Genomic DNA, 15,928 nt, shown 5'->3' with positions numbered 1-15,928 from the left:
GCCGCCCTGAGCACAGCCTCGTGCCGCGCTCAGGGCCGCTGGATAACGCGAATTCCCTGTGCGCCTGCCAGGATCGCCGTGCTGCCGAGGCCGATGAACAGCCCATGCTCGACCACGCCCGGAATTGCGCTCAAAAGACCCGCCAGGCGCGGGGGATCCACGATCTCCCCAAGGCGGACGTCGATAATCCAGTGGCCGCCATCGGTGACGAAAACGTGGCCGTCTGCGGACTTGCGCAGGCTCATCGGCCCGGACACGCCGGCCGTGGCGAAGGCGTCACTCATCTCGCGCTGGGTCGCGGCGAGGCCGAACGGAACCACCTCGACCGGCAGCGGGTAGCGGCCGAGCTGCGCCACCCATTTGCTGTCGTCGGCGATCACGATCATGCGATCCGAGGCGCTGGCGACGATCTTCTCGCGCAGCAGCGCGCCGCCGCCGCCCTTGATCAGGTCGAGCGCCGGATTGATCTCGTCGGCGCCGTCGATGGTGATGTCGAGCCGGTCGATCTCATCGAGCGTGGTCAGCGGCACGCCGCACGCTTGCGCCTGCGCCCTTGTCGCCTCCGAGGTCGGCACGCCCACGATCTTGAGGCCGGCGCGCACCTTTTCCCCGAGCAGATCGACGAAATGCTTGGCCGTCGAGCCGGTGCCGAGACCGAGCTTCATGCCGCTCTCGACCTCCTCCAGCGCACGCGCCGCCGCCTGCCGCTTCAATGCATCCATGTCGACCAAGGAACCCGCCCTTCACACCCCGAGACCCCCACGGACGGGGGCCGAAAGCCGGCGCATATCTAGCGATGTTTTGACGCGGGGCCTAGCTCTCGCCGGCCACGAAATCGGACAAAAAGCCATTGCGGGCCTCTTGCAAGGACATGAGCCGGCCGCTAGCGGATACCGATGCCCATCTCCAGCACCATCGTCTTCGATCTCGACGGCACCCTGGTCGACACGGCGCCGGATCTCATCAGCGCGCTCAACCACATCCTGCAGCGCGAGGGTCTGCGGCCGGTGCCGCTGGCCTCGGCCCGCAAGATGATCGGCCACGGCGCCCGCAAGTTGATCGAGCGCGGGCTGGAGGCGGAGGGTCGCCTGGCCAGCACCGATGACATCGGCCGCCTCACCACCGATTTCATCGATTTCTACGCCGACAACATCGCGGTCGAATCGCGTCCCTTCGAGGGGCTGGAGTCGGCGCTGGACGACCTCGCCGCGCGCGGCTGCCAGTTCGCGGTGTGCACGAACAAGCTGGAATGGCTGTCCAAGCGGTTGCTCGACCAGCTCGGCCTGTCCTCCCGCTTCGCCGCGATCTGCGGTGCCGACACGTTCGGGGTCGCCAAGCCGGATCCGGCGATCCTGCGCCAGACCATCGCGCAGGCCGGCGGTGAGATCGGGGCCGCGATCATGGTCGGCGATGCCGGCACCGACGTCGGCGCCGCGCGCCGCGCCGGCGTGCCGGTGATCGGCTGCACCTTCGGCTATACCGACGTACCGATCGCGGAGCTCAATCCGGACCACCTGATCGACCACATGCGCGAGCTGCCGGCGGCCGTCACGGCCCTCAGCCCATCGCTCAGGATCGCCTGAGCGGACTTGCGATTCCACTGCCGCATCGCAACCTAACCCACTGCCCTGTCGACCTGAATCCGCACCTTGCGGTGCATTAACGTTCTGTTGAGAATAGGGTTGACCGCAGTTGCGCCGCTGTTCTGACGCTCCTATGGTCGCCCTGGGATTGCGGCCGATGGCCGCAGGGTTGTGGGGCGGACATCATGATGCGGCGTGTCATCGCAATTGCGGTTGCGGGAGCCGGCTTGGCCGGGTGCTCATCCTTCTCCATGGACAGCTTCAAGATGGCAGCGCCCGAGGTGCCGGTGCAGCTCGACTCGGTGCCGCCGGGCGCCGACGCCAAGACCTCGCTCGGACCGGGCTGCAAGACGCCGTGCTCGGTCTCGGTGCCGGCGCCCGATGCCGGCTTCAGCGTCACCTTCACGATGGACAGGTACCAGCCCGCGACCATTCCGGTGCAGGTGATCCGCAACACCGGGGATTTCAACAGCTCGCCGCCCGTCGTGATGGACCCGAGCCCGGTGGTCGCCGAGCTGCAGCCGATGCCGGGCGCGCCGCCGAAGGCCGTCAAGCACATGCGGCCGAAGAAGCCGAAGCCGCAGAAATCGGCCGCTGCGCCGGCGGCGCCCGCAACCACCGGTTCAGCCTTCCCCACCCCCGCGCCGGGACGCCAGTAGCGGACCATCGTCCCGCGCGCCACCTGCCAGGGCGAAGCTGCATTGCAGCATCGACGAATCCACGTCGATGATTGTGAGGCGCGCCGATCATGATTAGATTGTCGTGAGACCGACATCCGGCCGCGCTTGCGCGGCCGCCGCGTGGCATCGCCGCCACCTGCGCCGCCACCAGCCAAGGCTTTTCATGACCGCAGAGACGTTGAGTGACACCGCCCTGACGCGCCCGATGACCGACCCGTTCGGTCGCCGCATCAGCTATCTGCGCGTCTCGGTGACCGACCGCTGCGACCTGCGCTGCTTCTACTGCATGTCCGAGGACATGACCTTCCTGCCGAAGGCCGACCTGCTGACGCTTGAGGAGCTCGACCGGCTGTGCTCGGCGTTCATCCATAAGGGCGTCAAGAAGCTCCGGCTCACCGGCGGTGAGCCGCTGGTCCGGCGCAACGTGATGGGCCTGGTCCGCTCGCTGTCGCGGCATCTGAAGAGCGGCGCGCTCAACGAGCTGACGATGACGACCAACGCGACGCAGCTCGCCAAATATGCCGCCGAGCTCGCCGATTGCGGCGTCCGCCGCATCAACGTCTCGCTCGACACGCTCGATCCTGACAAGTTCCGCGCCATCACCCGCTGGGGCGATCTCGACCGCGTGCTGGCCGGCATCGAGGCGGCGCGCGCCGCAGGTCTCGCCGTGAAGATCAACGCGGTCGCGCTGAAGAACATGAACGAGGACGAGATCCCCTCGCTGATCGACTGGGCGCACGGCAAGGGCATGGCGCTGACCTTGATCGAGGTGATGCCGATGGGCGAGATCGGCGAAGGCCGCATCGACCAGTATCTGCCGCTGTCGCTGCTGCGCGCGCGCCTGGCGCAGACCTACACCATGACCGATCTTGACGAGACCACCGGGGGCCCTGCCCGCTACGTCCGCGTCGCCGAGACCGGCGGCACGATCGGCTTCATCACGCCGATGACGCATAATTTCTGCGAGAGCTGCAACCGCGTGCGCGTCACCTGCACCGGCACCTTGCACACCTGCCTTGGCCACGAGGACGCCTCCGACCTGCGCAAGCCGCTGCGTGCCTCGGCCAGCGACGAGGAGCTCAGCGCCGCGATCGACCGCGCCATCGGCCTCAAGCCGAAGGGCCATGACTTCATCATCGACCGCCGCCACAACCGTCCGAGCGTCAGCCGGCACATGAGCGTGACGGGCGGATAATCGGCGTCCATAACCATCGGGCCCTGCGATCAATCGCAGTCGGAACCTCATCGTTTCTGGGCTTGCGGCACGTCCCCATGCGGCGTAGCTTTCAGCTGCAGATCGCGCATTCGAAAGCAATTTGTCGGTTCGGCCTAGCGGGAGACAGCGATGGCAGACCCATTCGCATGGCACCTGTCCGGTGACTATTTCGAGAATTGCAGTTGCAGCCTGCTGTGTCCGTGCCTCATGTCGGCCGCCCCTCCCCTGACCGCGCAACCGACCGAGGGGTTCTGCAACGTACCATTGCTGTTCCACATCGAAACCGGCCGCTATGGCGATGTCGCGCTCGATGGCCTCAACGCGGCGGTGATGCTCCATGCGCCCGGCGTGATGGCGGATGGAGACTGGTCGATCGCCGCCTATATCGATCAGCGCGCCGACGATCCGCAGACCGAGGCGATGGCCGCGATCTTCACCGGGGCTGCCGGCGGCCCGATGGCTGCGTTCACGCCGCTGATCAGCACCAATCTCGGCGTGCGCAAGGTCGCCATCACCTTCCGGATCGACGGCAAGACGCGGTCCGCCGACATCGCCGACATTCTGCACATGTCCGTCGATCCGCTGCCGACCATGCATCCGAGCGGAGAGATGTGGGTGAATATCGGCCATCCCGTCAGCCCCGACCGGATGGCGCTGGCCGTCGGCGCTGCGGGCAACACCTACAACGATCACGGCATGCGCTGGGACAATTCCGGCAAGAACGGCCTGTACGCGTCGATCAGTTGGTCCAACCAGGCCTGATGCGACGTGCGGCAAGGCCGCCAACCCACCTTGCAGATGACGGGCAGCGCCCTGGAAGCCGTGCTGCGGCGTGATCGCTGGATCGTGGGCGGCGCGATCGCGATCATGGTCGCCCTGGCATGGGCCTATGTGCTCTGGCTCGCCAACGACATGGACATGGGTGGCATGGACATGACCGGCTTTCGCATGATCCCGGCCGGCATCGGAATCATGTTGCCGGCCAGCGAGCCCTGGCGCGCGATCGAATTCGCCTATGTGTTCCTGATGTGGGCGGTGATGATGGTCGGGATGATGGCGCCTTCGGCCGCGCCCATGGTCCTGATGTACGCCCGTGTGGGTCGACACGGCCGCGCGCGGGGCCAGCCGTTCGCGGCGACCGGCTGGTTTGCGGCCGGCTATCTGCTCGCCTGGAGCGGCTTTTCGCTGGTGGCGACCTGCCTGCAATGGGTTGTGGAGCGGACTGCGCTGCTGGATTCGCGGATGGCGATCGACAACCATCTGCTCGGCGCCATCGTGCTGATCGCGGCAGGCGTTTATCAGTGGACGCCGCTGAAGAGCGCCTGCCTTGCCCAATGCCAGTCGCCGCTAATGTTCCTGATGTGCCACGGCGGCTTTCGCGGCGACCTGCAGGGCTGCCTGCTGCTGGGCCTTCGACACGGCGGCTATTGCGTCGGCTGCTGCTGGGCTCTGATGGCGCTGCTGTTCGTCGGCGGGGTGATGAGCGTGATGTGGATTGCCATTCTGACCCTGCTCGTGCTGTTTGAGAAACTGACTCCGGTCGGACGATGGATCGCGCGCGCGGCCGGCATTGCTTGCAGTGCCGCGGGCGCCTGGATGCTGGTGTCCCCACCGCAATGACGCGCAACGACGCGATGCAGGTCGTCGCGAGAGTGGCGACTGCCCCTTGGCACGGGATGCGGGCAACATGGTAAGCAGGCTCCAGCGTGGCGACTCTGTCGCCTGGAATGCCGCAACCGAATTGACGCGAGACGCCCGTGATTCCCTGGAAGCTGATCGACACCGCAGACGTGCCCGGCGGCAGTGAGCCGCTGCGGCTGATGCAGCGTGGCAAGGAGTTCTCGATCAAGCTCGGTTCGAACGAGCTGATGAACAGCCGGCTGCACGGATCCGAAGAGGCGCTGGCGACCCTGAGCTGCGCCCGCATCAAGGCCGAGCCGGCTCCGCGGCTGTTGATCGGGGGCCTCGGCATGGGCTTCACGTTGCGGGCGGCACTGAAAGTGTTGGGTCCGCAGGCCCGCGTCACCGTCGCCGAGCTGGTGCCGGCAGTGATCGCCTGGGCGCGCGGGCCGATGGCCGAATTGTCCGGCGCCAGCCTTGCCGATCCGCGCGTCGACATCCGCGAGGCCGACGTCGTGAAGCTGATCGCCGCAGCGCGCAGCGCCTATGATGCGATCCTGCTCGACGTCGATAACGGCCCGCAGGGACTGACTCGGCAATCCAACGACGCGCTCTATGATCCCTCGGGTTTGCGCACTGCTTTCGCCGCCTTGCGTCCCGGCGGCGTGCTGGCGGTGTGGTCGTCACATCCCGACGACCGCTTCGCCCCGCGCCTGCGCAAGGCCGGCTTCGCGGCCGAGGAGATCAACATCCGCGCCACCGGCCGCGGTGGCGGCGGCGCCCGCCACGTGATCTGGATTGCGACCCGTCCAGCGTGACAGCGTCGTTGCCGCGCGTAGCTCAGCGCGGTGCTACTGGCCCGGAGAACTCTCTCCAGCGACTGGGTCACCTCGCTCACATCTCCCGTTCGGATCGGAGTGGTGACACGTCGGCCATCGTCCTATGATGCGTCAGCGGCTGCGAAGCCTGCGGATGCCCGCATCCACGCGCGAAAGTCTCGAGGATGCTCCATTCTCCGGCCTGCAGACTGTAGCTCTGCAACGAGAGCGCGCAGCTGAATGGGAGATTGCCATGGATGACCGCGCCACGCGCGCTGCCCTGCAGCACCATTGGGATGCATCGGACGCAAATGATTTTGAGGCCGAGCACGCCATCTATCGCGACGATGCCGTGCTGGATTATCCGCAATCGGGCGAGCGGATCCACGGCCGGCGCAACATTCAGAAAAGCCGCTTCGTGCAGCCCAACCACAAGCGCTTCTCAGTGCGGCGGATCCTGGGCAGCGGCGATCTTTGGGTGACCGAACTGGTCCTGACCTATGATGGCGCCCCCTCCTACGTGGTGAGCATCATGGAATTCCGCGACGGCGGAGTGGCGCACGAGACGCAATATTTCAGTGATCCCTTCGACGCAGCGCCCTCGCGCGCGCATCTCGTCGAGCACGTCGGAGCATTTCGGTGACAGTGCATTTTTTACCCGCCCGCCGCGTCGCTCCAGCGGCGCACCCGCGCCTCCCGCCACGCAGCAGAAGGCGCCATACCATCTCAGGTTGATTTCTCCCCCGCGCGGTTTACCCTTCCGCTCCTTGGCTCTGAATGTCGAGCGGGGTCCTTTGCATGGCGAGTCCCAAGATCATCATCCTGTCCGACGGGACAGGCAACGCCGCCTCGAGCGTGTGGCGAACCAACGTCTGGCGCATGTTCCAGGCGCTCGACCTGCAGGGCAATGCCCAGGCGGCCAAGTATGATGACGGCGTCGGCACATCGTCGTTCGTTCCGCTCGCCCTGCTCGGCGGCGCGTTCGGCTTCGGCCTCAAGCGCAACATCCTGGATGCCTATAAGTTCGTCTGCCGCAACTACGACCACGCGGACGGCTCGAAGATCTATTTGTTCGGCTTCAGCCGCGGCGCCTTCACCGTCCGGGTGCTCGCCGCACTGATGCTCGATCAGGGGCTGATCGTTGCCGACACCGAGGCTGAGCTGCACGACGGCACCGTGAAGGCCTATCGCGCCTATCGCGCCAAGGGATACCATTCGATCTGGCGGATCGAGGTGCCGTTCCGCTGGCTTCGCGACAAAATGCTGGTGCCGGTGATCGACCGCATCATGGGCCGCAAATCGCTCGACCTCATCGTGCGAAAAAGCCTCCCGGCGATCGAGTTCATCGGGCTGTGGGACACCGTCGCGGCCTATGGACTTCCGATCGACGAGATGACGCGGGGCATCTCCAACTGGGTGTGGCCGCTCGAGCTTCCCAATCGCGTGCTCAGCCCGCGGGTGACATGCGCGCGCCACGCGCTCGCGCTCGACGACGAGAGGACGACCTTCCATCCGGTGCTCTGGACCGAGGCGGGTGAGACCAAGCCGCAGGATGCCAAAACGATCGATGACGAAAGACTGGTGCAGGTCTGGTTCGTCGGCATGCACGCCAATGTCGGCGGCGGCTATCCGGACGATTCCCTCTCCTACGTCCCCCTGACCTGGCTCGTGGACGAGGCCGTCAAACGCAGCTTGGTCTTCAAGACCGCGCCCGAGGCCGATCCGGATGCGATCAAGTCGATCGTCACGTCACAGGACAAGGACGGCCGACTCTACAACTCGCGCTCCGGGCTCGGCTCCTATTATCGATACGGCCCGCGCAAGGTGTCGGAGCTGTGCAACGACCCGGCGGCGGGCGTCCAGGTGTCGATGCCGAAGATTCACGAAAGCGTCTTCGACCGCATCGACAGCGGCTGCAATGCCTATGCGCCCATCGGCTTGCCGGACAACTACGTCATCGTCCGCTACGACGGCACGCTGACGCCGCTCGGGCCGACCACGTTCGAAACGCCGGCCGGAGCGGCCGCCCGGTTCGTCGCCCAGGAAAAGCTGTGGAATCTGGTGTGGTTCAGACGTCTCGCTTATTTCGCGACGCTGGCGGCCTCCCTCCACCTCGCGGCCTTCTGGCTGTTCCACGACCTCGATCGCACGCACGAATACGACTCGCGCATCAGGATGGTCTCCGAGGCGGTCCGGCTGGTCGAATCGTTCCTGCCGACATCGCTGCACTGGTGGACGGACTGGTATGCCGCCAATCCCGAATGGTTCGCCGGCGGGATCATCATCCTCGTCGCGCTGACCGCGGCCGGGACATTCCTCAGCGACCGCATCAGCGACCTGATGCGCGTGATCTGGCGCGAACGAGCAGCGCCCCCGATGCTGTCCGGCCCGATGCATCAAGCCATCTACGCCCTCCGGACCAATCGCGCCTATCAGTTCGCCATCAGGAACGGCAAGCGGCATGTCGGCCCGTTGCTGCTCGCGCTCGGCACCGTCTGGCTCGCAGCCACGCTGATCAGCCATGTCCTGTTCAACGCCGCGGACTCGATGGGCGCCTTCTGCCATGGCACCCCTGCCCACGAGCTCGTCGCGATCGACAAAGGCATTCCGCAGGATGCCAGGGATTTCTCGACCGATGCGGTTTGCGCTCCCACCGGGTTGAGAGTCCGTCCCGGCTTCTCCTACGAGATCGTCGTCACCATGACCGACCCGTGGGAGGACGCCGGGCATCCGGTCACGCCCGCCGGCTATCGCACCTCGACGGTCCGGGGCTACGCCCGCGGGACGTTCTACGCAGGCATCCTGCTGCGCCGCGTTCTCTTCCGGCCCTGGTATCGGCTGATCGCCAGGGTCGGCGAGACGGGAGTCGACGAATATTTCCTCGACCCCGTTCCCGCCCCCAACACCACACCTCAAGCCTACAAAGCGCGCTTCAAGGCCGAGCGCGGCGGTGAGCTGTTCCTCTACGTCAACGACGCCGTGATCGGGCTGCCCTGGGTGTACGATGCATTCTATCCGAACAATACCGGCAAGGCGAAGGTGACCGTCAGGCTGCTCTAAATCACGATCGTCGCCGGCGCGGACCAGCTTGTCGAAATTCCGACGTCGATCGTGGTTCTCTGATGCAGGGACGAGGTCATCATCGATTGTCGGCGAGCCGCTTCGCTCTGTTCAAACACCTGCCTCACTGCTCGTCGTGCGGACCGTGGTCATGACGGTGCCCACCCTCGACGCAGGAGAAGCTCGCCGCGTCGTCGGTGCTGCCGCTGCCGTTGTATCGTGCGATCTTCGGGAACACACAGAGCGGCCGCGTCATCTGCACGTCGGGCGCCGTGTCGTTGACGTACTTGGTCGCGACGATGGACCCCGGCGGCATCCCGTTTTCGACCCAGTCTTGGAGCGCCGGAAGGAAGACGAACGCGTTGGGGCCGGGCCCGCCGCCGCAGTGATACATGCCCGGCACCATGTACAGGCGGGCGTAGCTCAGGGTTCGCTGCAGCCCGGCTCGCACATGATCGCCGCCGAACCGATCTTCCGCGAGGTCAGCATCGATCTGCGCTTCATCTCCTCGCCGCGCCGCGAAGGACGGGCTGTCGAATTTCACGAGCGAGTTGAAGTAGTCGATCGTGTTCTGCGGCATCACCAGCTCATCGGCCCACCCCTGATACATGACGAGCCTGCCGCCGCGTTCCCGGAAGGCCGTGATATCGGGACTGGTGGCGTTCAGCGGCTCGGCCAGCAGGGCCTCCACGGCCGGCAGGTCGCGGTGAATGTCGAAATTCGTGTAGTTGACGGCGCTGCCGGGCTGACCGAAGGTCGGACCGTAGACCCAATACAGGGGACCATCAAACAGCGGCTCCGGAAGCTGCTGCTTGAGCATGATCCCCTTCACCGATAGATCCTCGGTCTCGCTGCCTGGCGCAAAGCCCGGAACGATTCTCTCACCGGTGACCGGATCGACCGTACCGGCATAATAGTTCTGCATCGTCGTGACCTGCTCCTCGGTCAGGCATGCCGGCGGCACATCGCCGCCGGTGCATTGGAGGACCTTCGGATCGAAACGGCAGCGCCGCGGATTGGTCAGGAACTGGTCCGTTACGATGCCGCCATCCCGCCCAGCGCATTGCGCCAGGACGGCCTTGTTGATCCGCGACATCTGACCGGCTTGCATCTGCCGCCCCGGCGTCGCATGCGTGTTGCGCCATCCGAGCGGCGTCGTCGCATACAGGTGCGTGCGATTGTAGGCCGGCGCACCGACCAGGATGCCGTCATAGTCCTCGGGATAGCGTTGCGCCTCCATCAGTCCGCTGTGACCTCCGGTCGAGCAGCCGAAGAAATAGGCCTTGGTCGCGCTCTGCTGATAGTACGCCTGTACGATCTCCTTGGCGCGCAGCGTCATCAGGTGGACCGCCCGATGGCCGAAATCCGTGATCCGGTCGGGATGCCCGTAGAGCCCCAGGCTCGGGGTGGCCTTGTCGCCGAGAGCGATCGCGAGCGCGTTGCCCTTGTTGCCGTCCGATCCGCAGTAGTGAACGGTGCATCCGGAGGTCCCGGTTCCCAGACCGGTGTAGGCGACCGCATAGCCGGCCTTGAGGCGGAACGCGAGGCCGCCGTAGTCGTAGTAGCCGCCGAATCCGCCACTGCCGAGGCCGAGAAACCGCCCGCTCCAGGTCGACGTCGGCAGCCAGACCTCGATCTTGATCGCCGAATCCACGGCCGGCGCGATCGTCGCGGCGACGCGGCAGAACGTCGGCAGTCCCGTGATGTCTTGCGCCGGATTGCTCCCGGGAACGGTGAAGACGCCGCCCGTGATGTCGGTCGCCAGCGTGATGGTGGTATGCTCGAGCGCGAGCGTCTGCAGGTTGCTGCACGGTGTTGCCGCACACGGCGTCGCGATCGCCGCGATCGCGGTCAGGCCTCCCAGGATCAAGCCGAAAAGACGCAATCGAAGCATGTCCGAGTCCCCGCTTCCCCGTCCGAGCCGACGGCGCATGTGGGCCGCCCCACAACATAAGGTCGCATGAGAATGTGAAGCCCGGAAGAACGTCACCGCTCGAGCCCGAGCCGGTCTGCAAACATCTTCGCGTCGAGTGCTCGCGTTTTGGGGAACGGTGCAGACCGGACGAGCACAGACCGTTCGTTCAGCTTCGCCACCGGCATGGCCGGGGTCCCGTCGCGGGGACTTGGCGAGATCGTCCGCGTCGCAGCCGACATCGACCAGCGAGCCACCGCGGGCATGCGCTGGCGTCGCTGCCCTGACGGGATCTCGCGTCCATCGCTGCCGACACTGCACCGCATCAACACAGGCTTCGCTTGAACTGCCGGAACCCCGACCAGCCGGCCGAGTTGCAAACGCGGAGCATCGAACGATGAGGCAGAAAACTCCTCATCGAATCCCGCTCCCCTTTTGGCTGTTCTTGGAAAGAGAGGCGACAATGAAAGCACCCCTTCTTCTTGCCGGCGCAGTGATCATCGGATCGGTCGCGCCAGTGCTCGCGGACGAATACTACATCGTGCAGGGACCGAGCCATCGCTGCACCATCACCACCACACGCCCCGCCGACCGCGAGGTCGTCACGCAGATCGGACCGATGGCGTTCACCAGCCGCGTGGAAGCCGAGGACCGCATCCGCCAGACCAAGGTCTGCGAGGACGAAGGCACGGTCGGCAGCTCCACCAGCACCACCAAGGTCATCAAAGAGAAGTAGTCGGCGGCGTCATTCCTGTTGGCGTTGCCGCGACAAGGCCGCGCCCATGTCCGTGGGCGCGGCCTTTTCTGTTTTCCACAGATCATATTGCGCTCGCGGCAACGCCGCGCCCGGCGCATTCGCGACGGCGATGAACCGAGGATATCAGCTTTTCCGATAGCGAGCGGCCGGCAGCGGAGGTTGCGTTCCGCCGCAGCGTTGAGTACCCCAGCGCGGGATCGGATCAGGACATCATGGCCTCGCAATCGCTCAAGCTCGCCATCGGCAGCCTCGTGGTCGGAACGATCGTGCTCGGCCTGAAGTATCTTGCCTATTGGATCACCGGCTCGGTCGCGCTGTACTCGGACGCCCTCGAGAGCATCGTCAACGTCGTCACCGCTGCCGTCGCGCTCGTCGCGGTGCGCATCGCAGCCAAGCCCGCCGACGCCAACCATCCGTTCGGCCACCACAAGGTGGAGTATTTCAGCGCGGTGATCGAGGGCGTCATGATCGTCGTGGCGGCGCTGCTCATCATCCATGAGGCCTACGGGAATTTCTTCAATCCGCGGCCGTTTTCGGCGCCCGTCGAAGGGCTCGCGGTGAATGGGCTGGCGAGCGCGATCAATGCGGTCTGGTGCTGGCTGTTGATCACGCGGGGCAAGCGGCTGCGGTCGCCGGCGCTGGTGGCCGACGGACGCCATCTGCTGACGGACGTCGTGTCCTCGGGCGGCGTCGTGGTCGGCCTCGGCCTCGCGGTGATGTTGCAGCTGCCGATCCTCGATCCCGCACTGGCCGTGCTGGTCGCCGTGAACATCCTGTGGTCGGGATGGCAGGTGCTGAAGGAATCCACCAGCGGGCTGATGGATGAAGCGGTCCCGGACGCCACGCTGGCGCGCATTCGCCTGATCATCAGTCAGCATGCCGGCGGCGCGCTGGAGGCGCATGATGTCCGAACCCGCCATGCCGGCAAGCTGACCTTCATCGAGTTCCACCTCGTGGTGCCCGGCGAGATGTCGGTCAACCAGGCGCACGAAATCTGCGACCGGATCGAGGCCGCGTTGCGCGAGCACGACGAGCACAGCTGGATCACCATCCACGTCGAACCCGAGAACAAGGCCAAGCATTCCGGCGTGGTGGTGCTGTAGCGCCGCACATCAGGCGGCGCGGCCGGTTTTTTGATTTTTGAGGAGGCTCGCCGCGTCGGGTCAGGCCCCTGGCATCCCGCAGATGCCTGCGGGTTCGACGGTGTCGGAGTGCCCGCCGCCAGCGGTCACGAAGCCATTTCACTTCTCCTGGAGCGCGTACTGCTTCGACAGATGGTCTCCAATCTGGACCAACATGGCGACGCATTCGGGATAGCCGGGCCTGCCGATCGTCTCCTGATCGGCACTGGCGCGAAACTCCCAGGAATTTCCGTCCCGCACGACCGCGATGAGAATGCCCTCGGCGTACTCGGTATGAGCCTTCAGCTCGGCCACCGCCATCGCGATCAGTTCGGCTTCGGTCTTGCTCGGCTTGCTCATCCGGTTGGTCCCTGCATCAAACGTCCACGCCGACGCTTTTATCCAGCTTGTGGCCCCACGCCAACATTCCCTTGCCGGGGATCAGACGCCTCGCCGGATCACCACACCACATTCTGATCCCGCGCTCCGCCCCAGACAGCCCACGCGACCATCCTCCACGGCCGCCCCCATCGGAGCGATGGACGGCCGGCAGCGAACTGCCCGCTCTTTCGGCAGGCCGGACGCCGCCCCCCGAACCCGGGTTTAGCCAGCGCCGCCAGACTGTTGCCGGCGCGTCAATGTGTCCATTTTCCGATTGACGGCAGGACGGCGCGCTGAAATGGTGCCCCCGCTTTCAGGCCCAGCGCGGCCGATGGGCGCTCGCCCTTCATACAAGCGCCGAACAAGAGCTGAAGGCATCGAGGGGGAGGACGTTTCGTTGGATTCGCTTCAAGCGCGCCGTCATGACGACATGCACGTTCTGCGTGATCGCGAAGCCGTGCCTCCTGAGAGCTCAGGCGCGCTCGTCTGACAGCGCCCGCAGCGGAGACAATGATGCGCCCCTTGTTGGCAATCAGTAACGCCATCGATCAGCTCAACGAAAAGATCGGTTACGTCTGCAATATCATGGTGCTGCTGGCCTGCCTGGTCAGCGCGATCAACGCCATGATCCGCTATGCCTTCAGCTACTCGTCGAACGGCTGGCTGGAATTGCAGTGGTACATGTTCGCGCTGCTGGTCATGTTCGGCGCCTCCTACACCTTCCGGCGCAACGAGCATGTTCGGGTTGAGCTGCTCTATCTCTATCTGTCCGAGCGCGGCCAGCTCTGGCTCGATCTGATCGGCACACTGTTCTTCCTGATCCCGACCTGCCTGCTGCTGGCCTACCTGTCCTGGCCGTTCTTCATGCAGTCCTATTCGGTCAACGAGATGTCGGCCAATGCCGGCGGCCTGCTTCGCTGGCCGGTGAAGTTCGCCATCCCCGCGGGCTTCGTGATGCTGGCGCTGCAGGGCCTCTCCGAGGTGATCAAGCGCGCCGCCGCGCTGCGCGGTGAAGTGACGATCGACGCCAAATACGAGAGGCCGACGCAATGATTACGCTGGAGATGATGCCGCCGCTGATGTTCGGCGGCTTGGTCCTGGCGATGCTGATCGGCTTCCCGGTGGCGTTCACGCTCGCCGCCGTCGGCCTGTCGTTCGGCTTCCTCGCCATCGACTTAGGGTTCTTCGACCTCAACTTCCTGCAGGCGATTCCGGGCCGCATCTTCGGCAGCGTGCTCGCCAACGACCTGCTGCTCGCGATCCCGTTCTTCACCTTCATGGGTGCGATCCTGGAGAGATGCGGGCTCGCCGAGGACATGCTGGATTCGATGGGCCAGCTGTTCGGGCCGATCCGCGGCGGCCTCGGCTATTCCGTCATCATCGTCGGCTTCATCCTCGGCGCCATCACCGGGACGGTGGCGGCACAGGTGATCGCGATGGCGATGATCTCGATGCCCGTGATGATGCGCTACGGCTACAACATGCGCTACATCACCGGCGTGCTCGCGGCGTCCGGCACCATCACCCAGCTGGTGCCGCCGTCGCTGGTGCTGATCGTGCTGGCCGACCAGCTCGGCAAATCGGTCGGCGACATGTATCTCGGCGCCTGGGGCCCCTCGATCTTCCAGGTCGTGCTGTTCGCCGGCTACACCTTCGTGCTCGGCCTGGTCAAGCCGGGCCACCTGCCGCCGGTGCCGAAGGAGGCGCGTACGCTGACCGGCTGGGCGCTGTGGAAGAAGTGCCTGATGGGCATCATTCCCTCGGCGGTGCTGATCTTTGTCGTGCTCGGCACCATGATGATGGGCCTGGCCACGCCGACGGAAGCCGGCGCCATGGGCGCGGTCGGCGCGATCGTGCTGGCGGTGATCCACCACAAGGAGTTCACCAAGAGCGATCGCAGCATCCTGATCGTCGGCGTCGTCGCCGCCGGCATCGGCACCATCATCGCGATGCTGTTCACCGAGAACCTCGCATTCAAGCTCTCTTTCGCGGTCACCTATCTCGCGGTTGCCTGGCTCTGCATCCGCGCCGTCGCCCTCCCCGACCTGCGCGACCTGATCAAGCAGGGCTACGAGACAACCATGCGCATCACCTGCATGGTCACTTTCATCCTGATCGGCTCGACCTGCTTCTCGGTGGTGTTCCAGGGCGTCTCCGGCGGCGAATGGCTGGAGCACCTGCTCACCTCCCTGCCCGGCGGCGTCTGGGGCTTCCTGATCTTCATCAACGTCTTCATCTTCTTCCTGGCCTTCTTCCTCGACTTCTTCGAGATCGCCTTCATCATCCTGCCGATGATCGCACCGATCGCGCAGAAGATCCTGGCGCCGGTGGTCGGCCCGGAGGCCGCCCTGATCTGGTTCGGCGTCATGCTGTGCGTGAACATGCAGACCTCGTTCCTGCATCCGCCGTTCGGCTTCGCGCTGTTCTACCTGCGCGGCGTCGCGCCGAAGGAAGTGAAGAGCTCCGACATCTATTGGGGCGCGATGCCATGGATCGGCCTGCAGGCGATCATGGTGCTGCTCGTAATCGCGTTCCCGGTCACGGTGACCGGCCTGCTCGACAAGCCGGTCCAGGTCGACCTCGACAAGGTCAAGATCGAGGTGCCGCAGATTGATCTGCCGCCGCTGGATTTCGGTGCGCCGAAGCAGTAGACGGCGGCTCCGACCGAATGAAGAAAACCCCGGAAGCTCCGCTTCCGGGGTTTTTGTTTGGGGCCGCCTCTTTTGTTTGGGACCTGTTTGGGACCGTCTCTATCAGCGCGTCATTGCGAGGCGCCCTTG

At 65.3% G+C, this 15,928-nt stretch carries 15 protein-coding genes; 12 read left to right on the top strand and 3 right to left on the bottom strand.

The annotated features are described in order from the left end of the window. Window positions 1-29 precede the first annotated feature (29 nt). Window positions 30-722: a ribose-5-phosphate isomerase RpiA gene (gene rpiA, locus QX039_RS00775; protein ID WP_315739723.1), complete on the bottom strand. Its 693-nt coding sequence runs from the start codon at window positions 720-722 to the stop codon at window positions 30-32. Between the two features lie 174 nt (window positions 723-896). On the opposite strand from rpiA, the gene QX039_RS00770 reads away from it, so the two are divergent. From QX039_RS00770 to QX039_RS00735, 8 genes are all read left to right on the top strand, one after another. Beyond that, window positions 897-1,583, top strand: coding sequence for an HAD family hydrolase (locus tag QX039_RS00770; protein ID WP_315758956.1), 687 nt, complete (start codon window positions 897-899; stop codon window positions 1,581-1,583). A 266-nt stretch (window positions 1,584-1,849) separates the two neighbouring features. Continuing rightward, window positions 1,850-2,242, top strand: coding sequence for a hypothetical protein (locus QX039_RS00765; RefSeq protein WP_315772885.1), 393 nt, complete (start codon window positions 1,850-1,852; stop codon window positions 2,240-2,242). 184 nt (window positions 2,243-2,426) lie between these two features. Then, window positions 2,427-3,458, top strand: coding sequence for a GTP 3',8-cyclase MoaA (gene moaA / locus QX039_RS00760; protein ID WP_315758957.1), 1,032 nt, complete (start codon window positions 2,427-2,429; stop codon window positions 3,456-3,458). A 150-nt stretch (window positions 3,459-3,608) separates the two neighbouring features. Further along, window positions 3,609-4,241 (top strand): DUF1326 domain-containing protein, encoded by a 633-nt coding sequence (locus QX039_RS00755; RefSeq protein ID WP_315772883.1) that lies wholly within the window; start codon window positions 3,609-3,611, stop codon window positions 4,239-4,241. Between the two features lie 36 nt (window positions 4,242-4,277). Continuing rightward, window positions 4,278-5,099, top strand: a complete 822-nt coding sequence (locus tag QX039_RS00750; RefSeq protein WP_315772881.1) for a DUF2182 domain-containing protein — start codon at window positions 4,278-4,280, stop codon at window positions 5,097-5,099. A gap of 137 nt (window positions 5,100-5,236) precedes the next feature. Further along, entirely contained in the window at window positions 5,237-5,917 is a 681-nt protein-coding gene (locus QX039_RS00745; protein WP_315772880.1) for a spermidine synthase, read from the top strand. 253 nt (window positions 5,918-6,170) lie between these two features. Beyond that, complete coding sequence (locus QX039_RS00740) at window positions 6,171-6,560, top strand: nuclear transport factor 2 family protein (protein ID WP_315739627.1); 390 nt, start codon at window positions 6,171-6,173, stop codon at window positions 6,558-6,560. Between the two features lie 155 nt (window positions 6,561-6,715). After that, window positions 6,716-8,977, top strand: coding sequence for a DUF2235 domain-containing protein (locus tag QX039_RS00735; RefSeq protein ID WP_315772878.1), 2,262 nt, complete (start codon window positions 6,716-6,718; stop codon window positions 8,975-8,977). 124 nt (window positions 8,978-9,101) lie between these two features. Here the strand turns inward: QX039_RS00735 and QX039_RS00730 are convergent, their stop codons facing one another. Next, window positions 9,102-10,871 (bottom strand): tannase/feruloyl esterase family alpha/beta hydrolase, encoded by a 1,770-nt coding sequence (locus tag QX039_RS00730; protein ID WP_315739624.1) that lies wholly within the window; start codon window positions 10,869-10,871, stop codon window positions 9,102-9,104. A gap of 481 nt (window positions 10,872-11,352) precedes the next feature. On the opposite strand from QX039_RS00730, the gene QX039_RS00725 reads away from it, so the two are divergent. Both QX039_RS00725 and QX039_RS00720 read left to right on the top strand, forming a co-directional pair. Further along, complete coding sequence (locus QX039_RS00725; protein WP_315739623.1) at window positions 11,353-11,625, top strand: hypothetical protein; 273 nt, start codon at window positions 11,353-11,355, stop codon at window positions 11,623-11,625. 233 nt (window positions 11,626-11,858) lie between these two features. After that, window positions 11,859-12,749, top strand: a complete 891-nt coding sequence (locus tag QX039_RS00720) for a cation diffusion facilitator family transporter (protein ID WP_315739622.1) — start codon at window positions 11,859-11,861, stop codon at window positions 12,747-12,749. Between the two features lie 138 nt (window positions 12,750-12,887). Here the strand turns inward: QX039_RS00720 and QX039_RS00715 are convergent, their stop codons facing one another. Continuing rightward, window positions 12,888-13,127, bottom strand: a complete 240-nt coding sequence (locus QX039_RS00715; RefSeq protein WP_315739621.1) for a hypothetical protein — start codon at window positions 13,125-13,127, stop codon at window positions 12,888-12,890. 534 nt (window positions 13,128-13,661) lie between these two features. On the opposite strand from QX039_RS00715, the gene QX039_RS00710 reads away from it, so the two are divergent. Next, the gene (locus QX039_RS00710; protein WP_315739620.1) at window positions 13,662-14,201 is read left to right on the top strand and encodes a TRAP transporter small permease subunit; all 540 of its coding nucleotides are present in this window, start codon (window positions 13,662-13,664) and stop codon (window positions 14,199-14,201) included. Then, the gene (locus tag QX039_RS00705) at window positions 14,198-15,799 is read left to right on the top strand and encodes a TRAP transporter large permease subunit (protein ID WP_315739619.1); all 1,602 of its coding nucleotides are present in this window, start codon (window positions 14,198-14,200) and stop codon (window positions 15,797-15,799) included. Before QX039_RS00710 ends, QX039_RS00705 begins: the two co-directional genes overlap by 4 nt. Window positions 15,800-15,928: the final 129 nt, after the last annotated feature.

It is taken from the genome of Bradyrhizobium sp. SZCCHNR1043 (genome assembly GCF_032489675.1).
In the GTDB taxonomy this organism is placed as follows: domain Bacteria; phylum Pseudomonadota; class Alphaproteobacteria; order Rhizobiales; family Xanthobacteraceae; genus Bradyrhizobium.
This window is presented reverse-complemented; position numbering and strand designations above follow the sequence as displayed.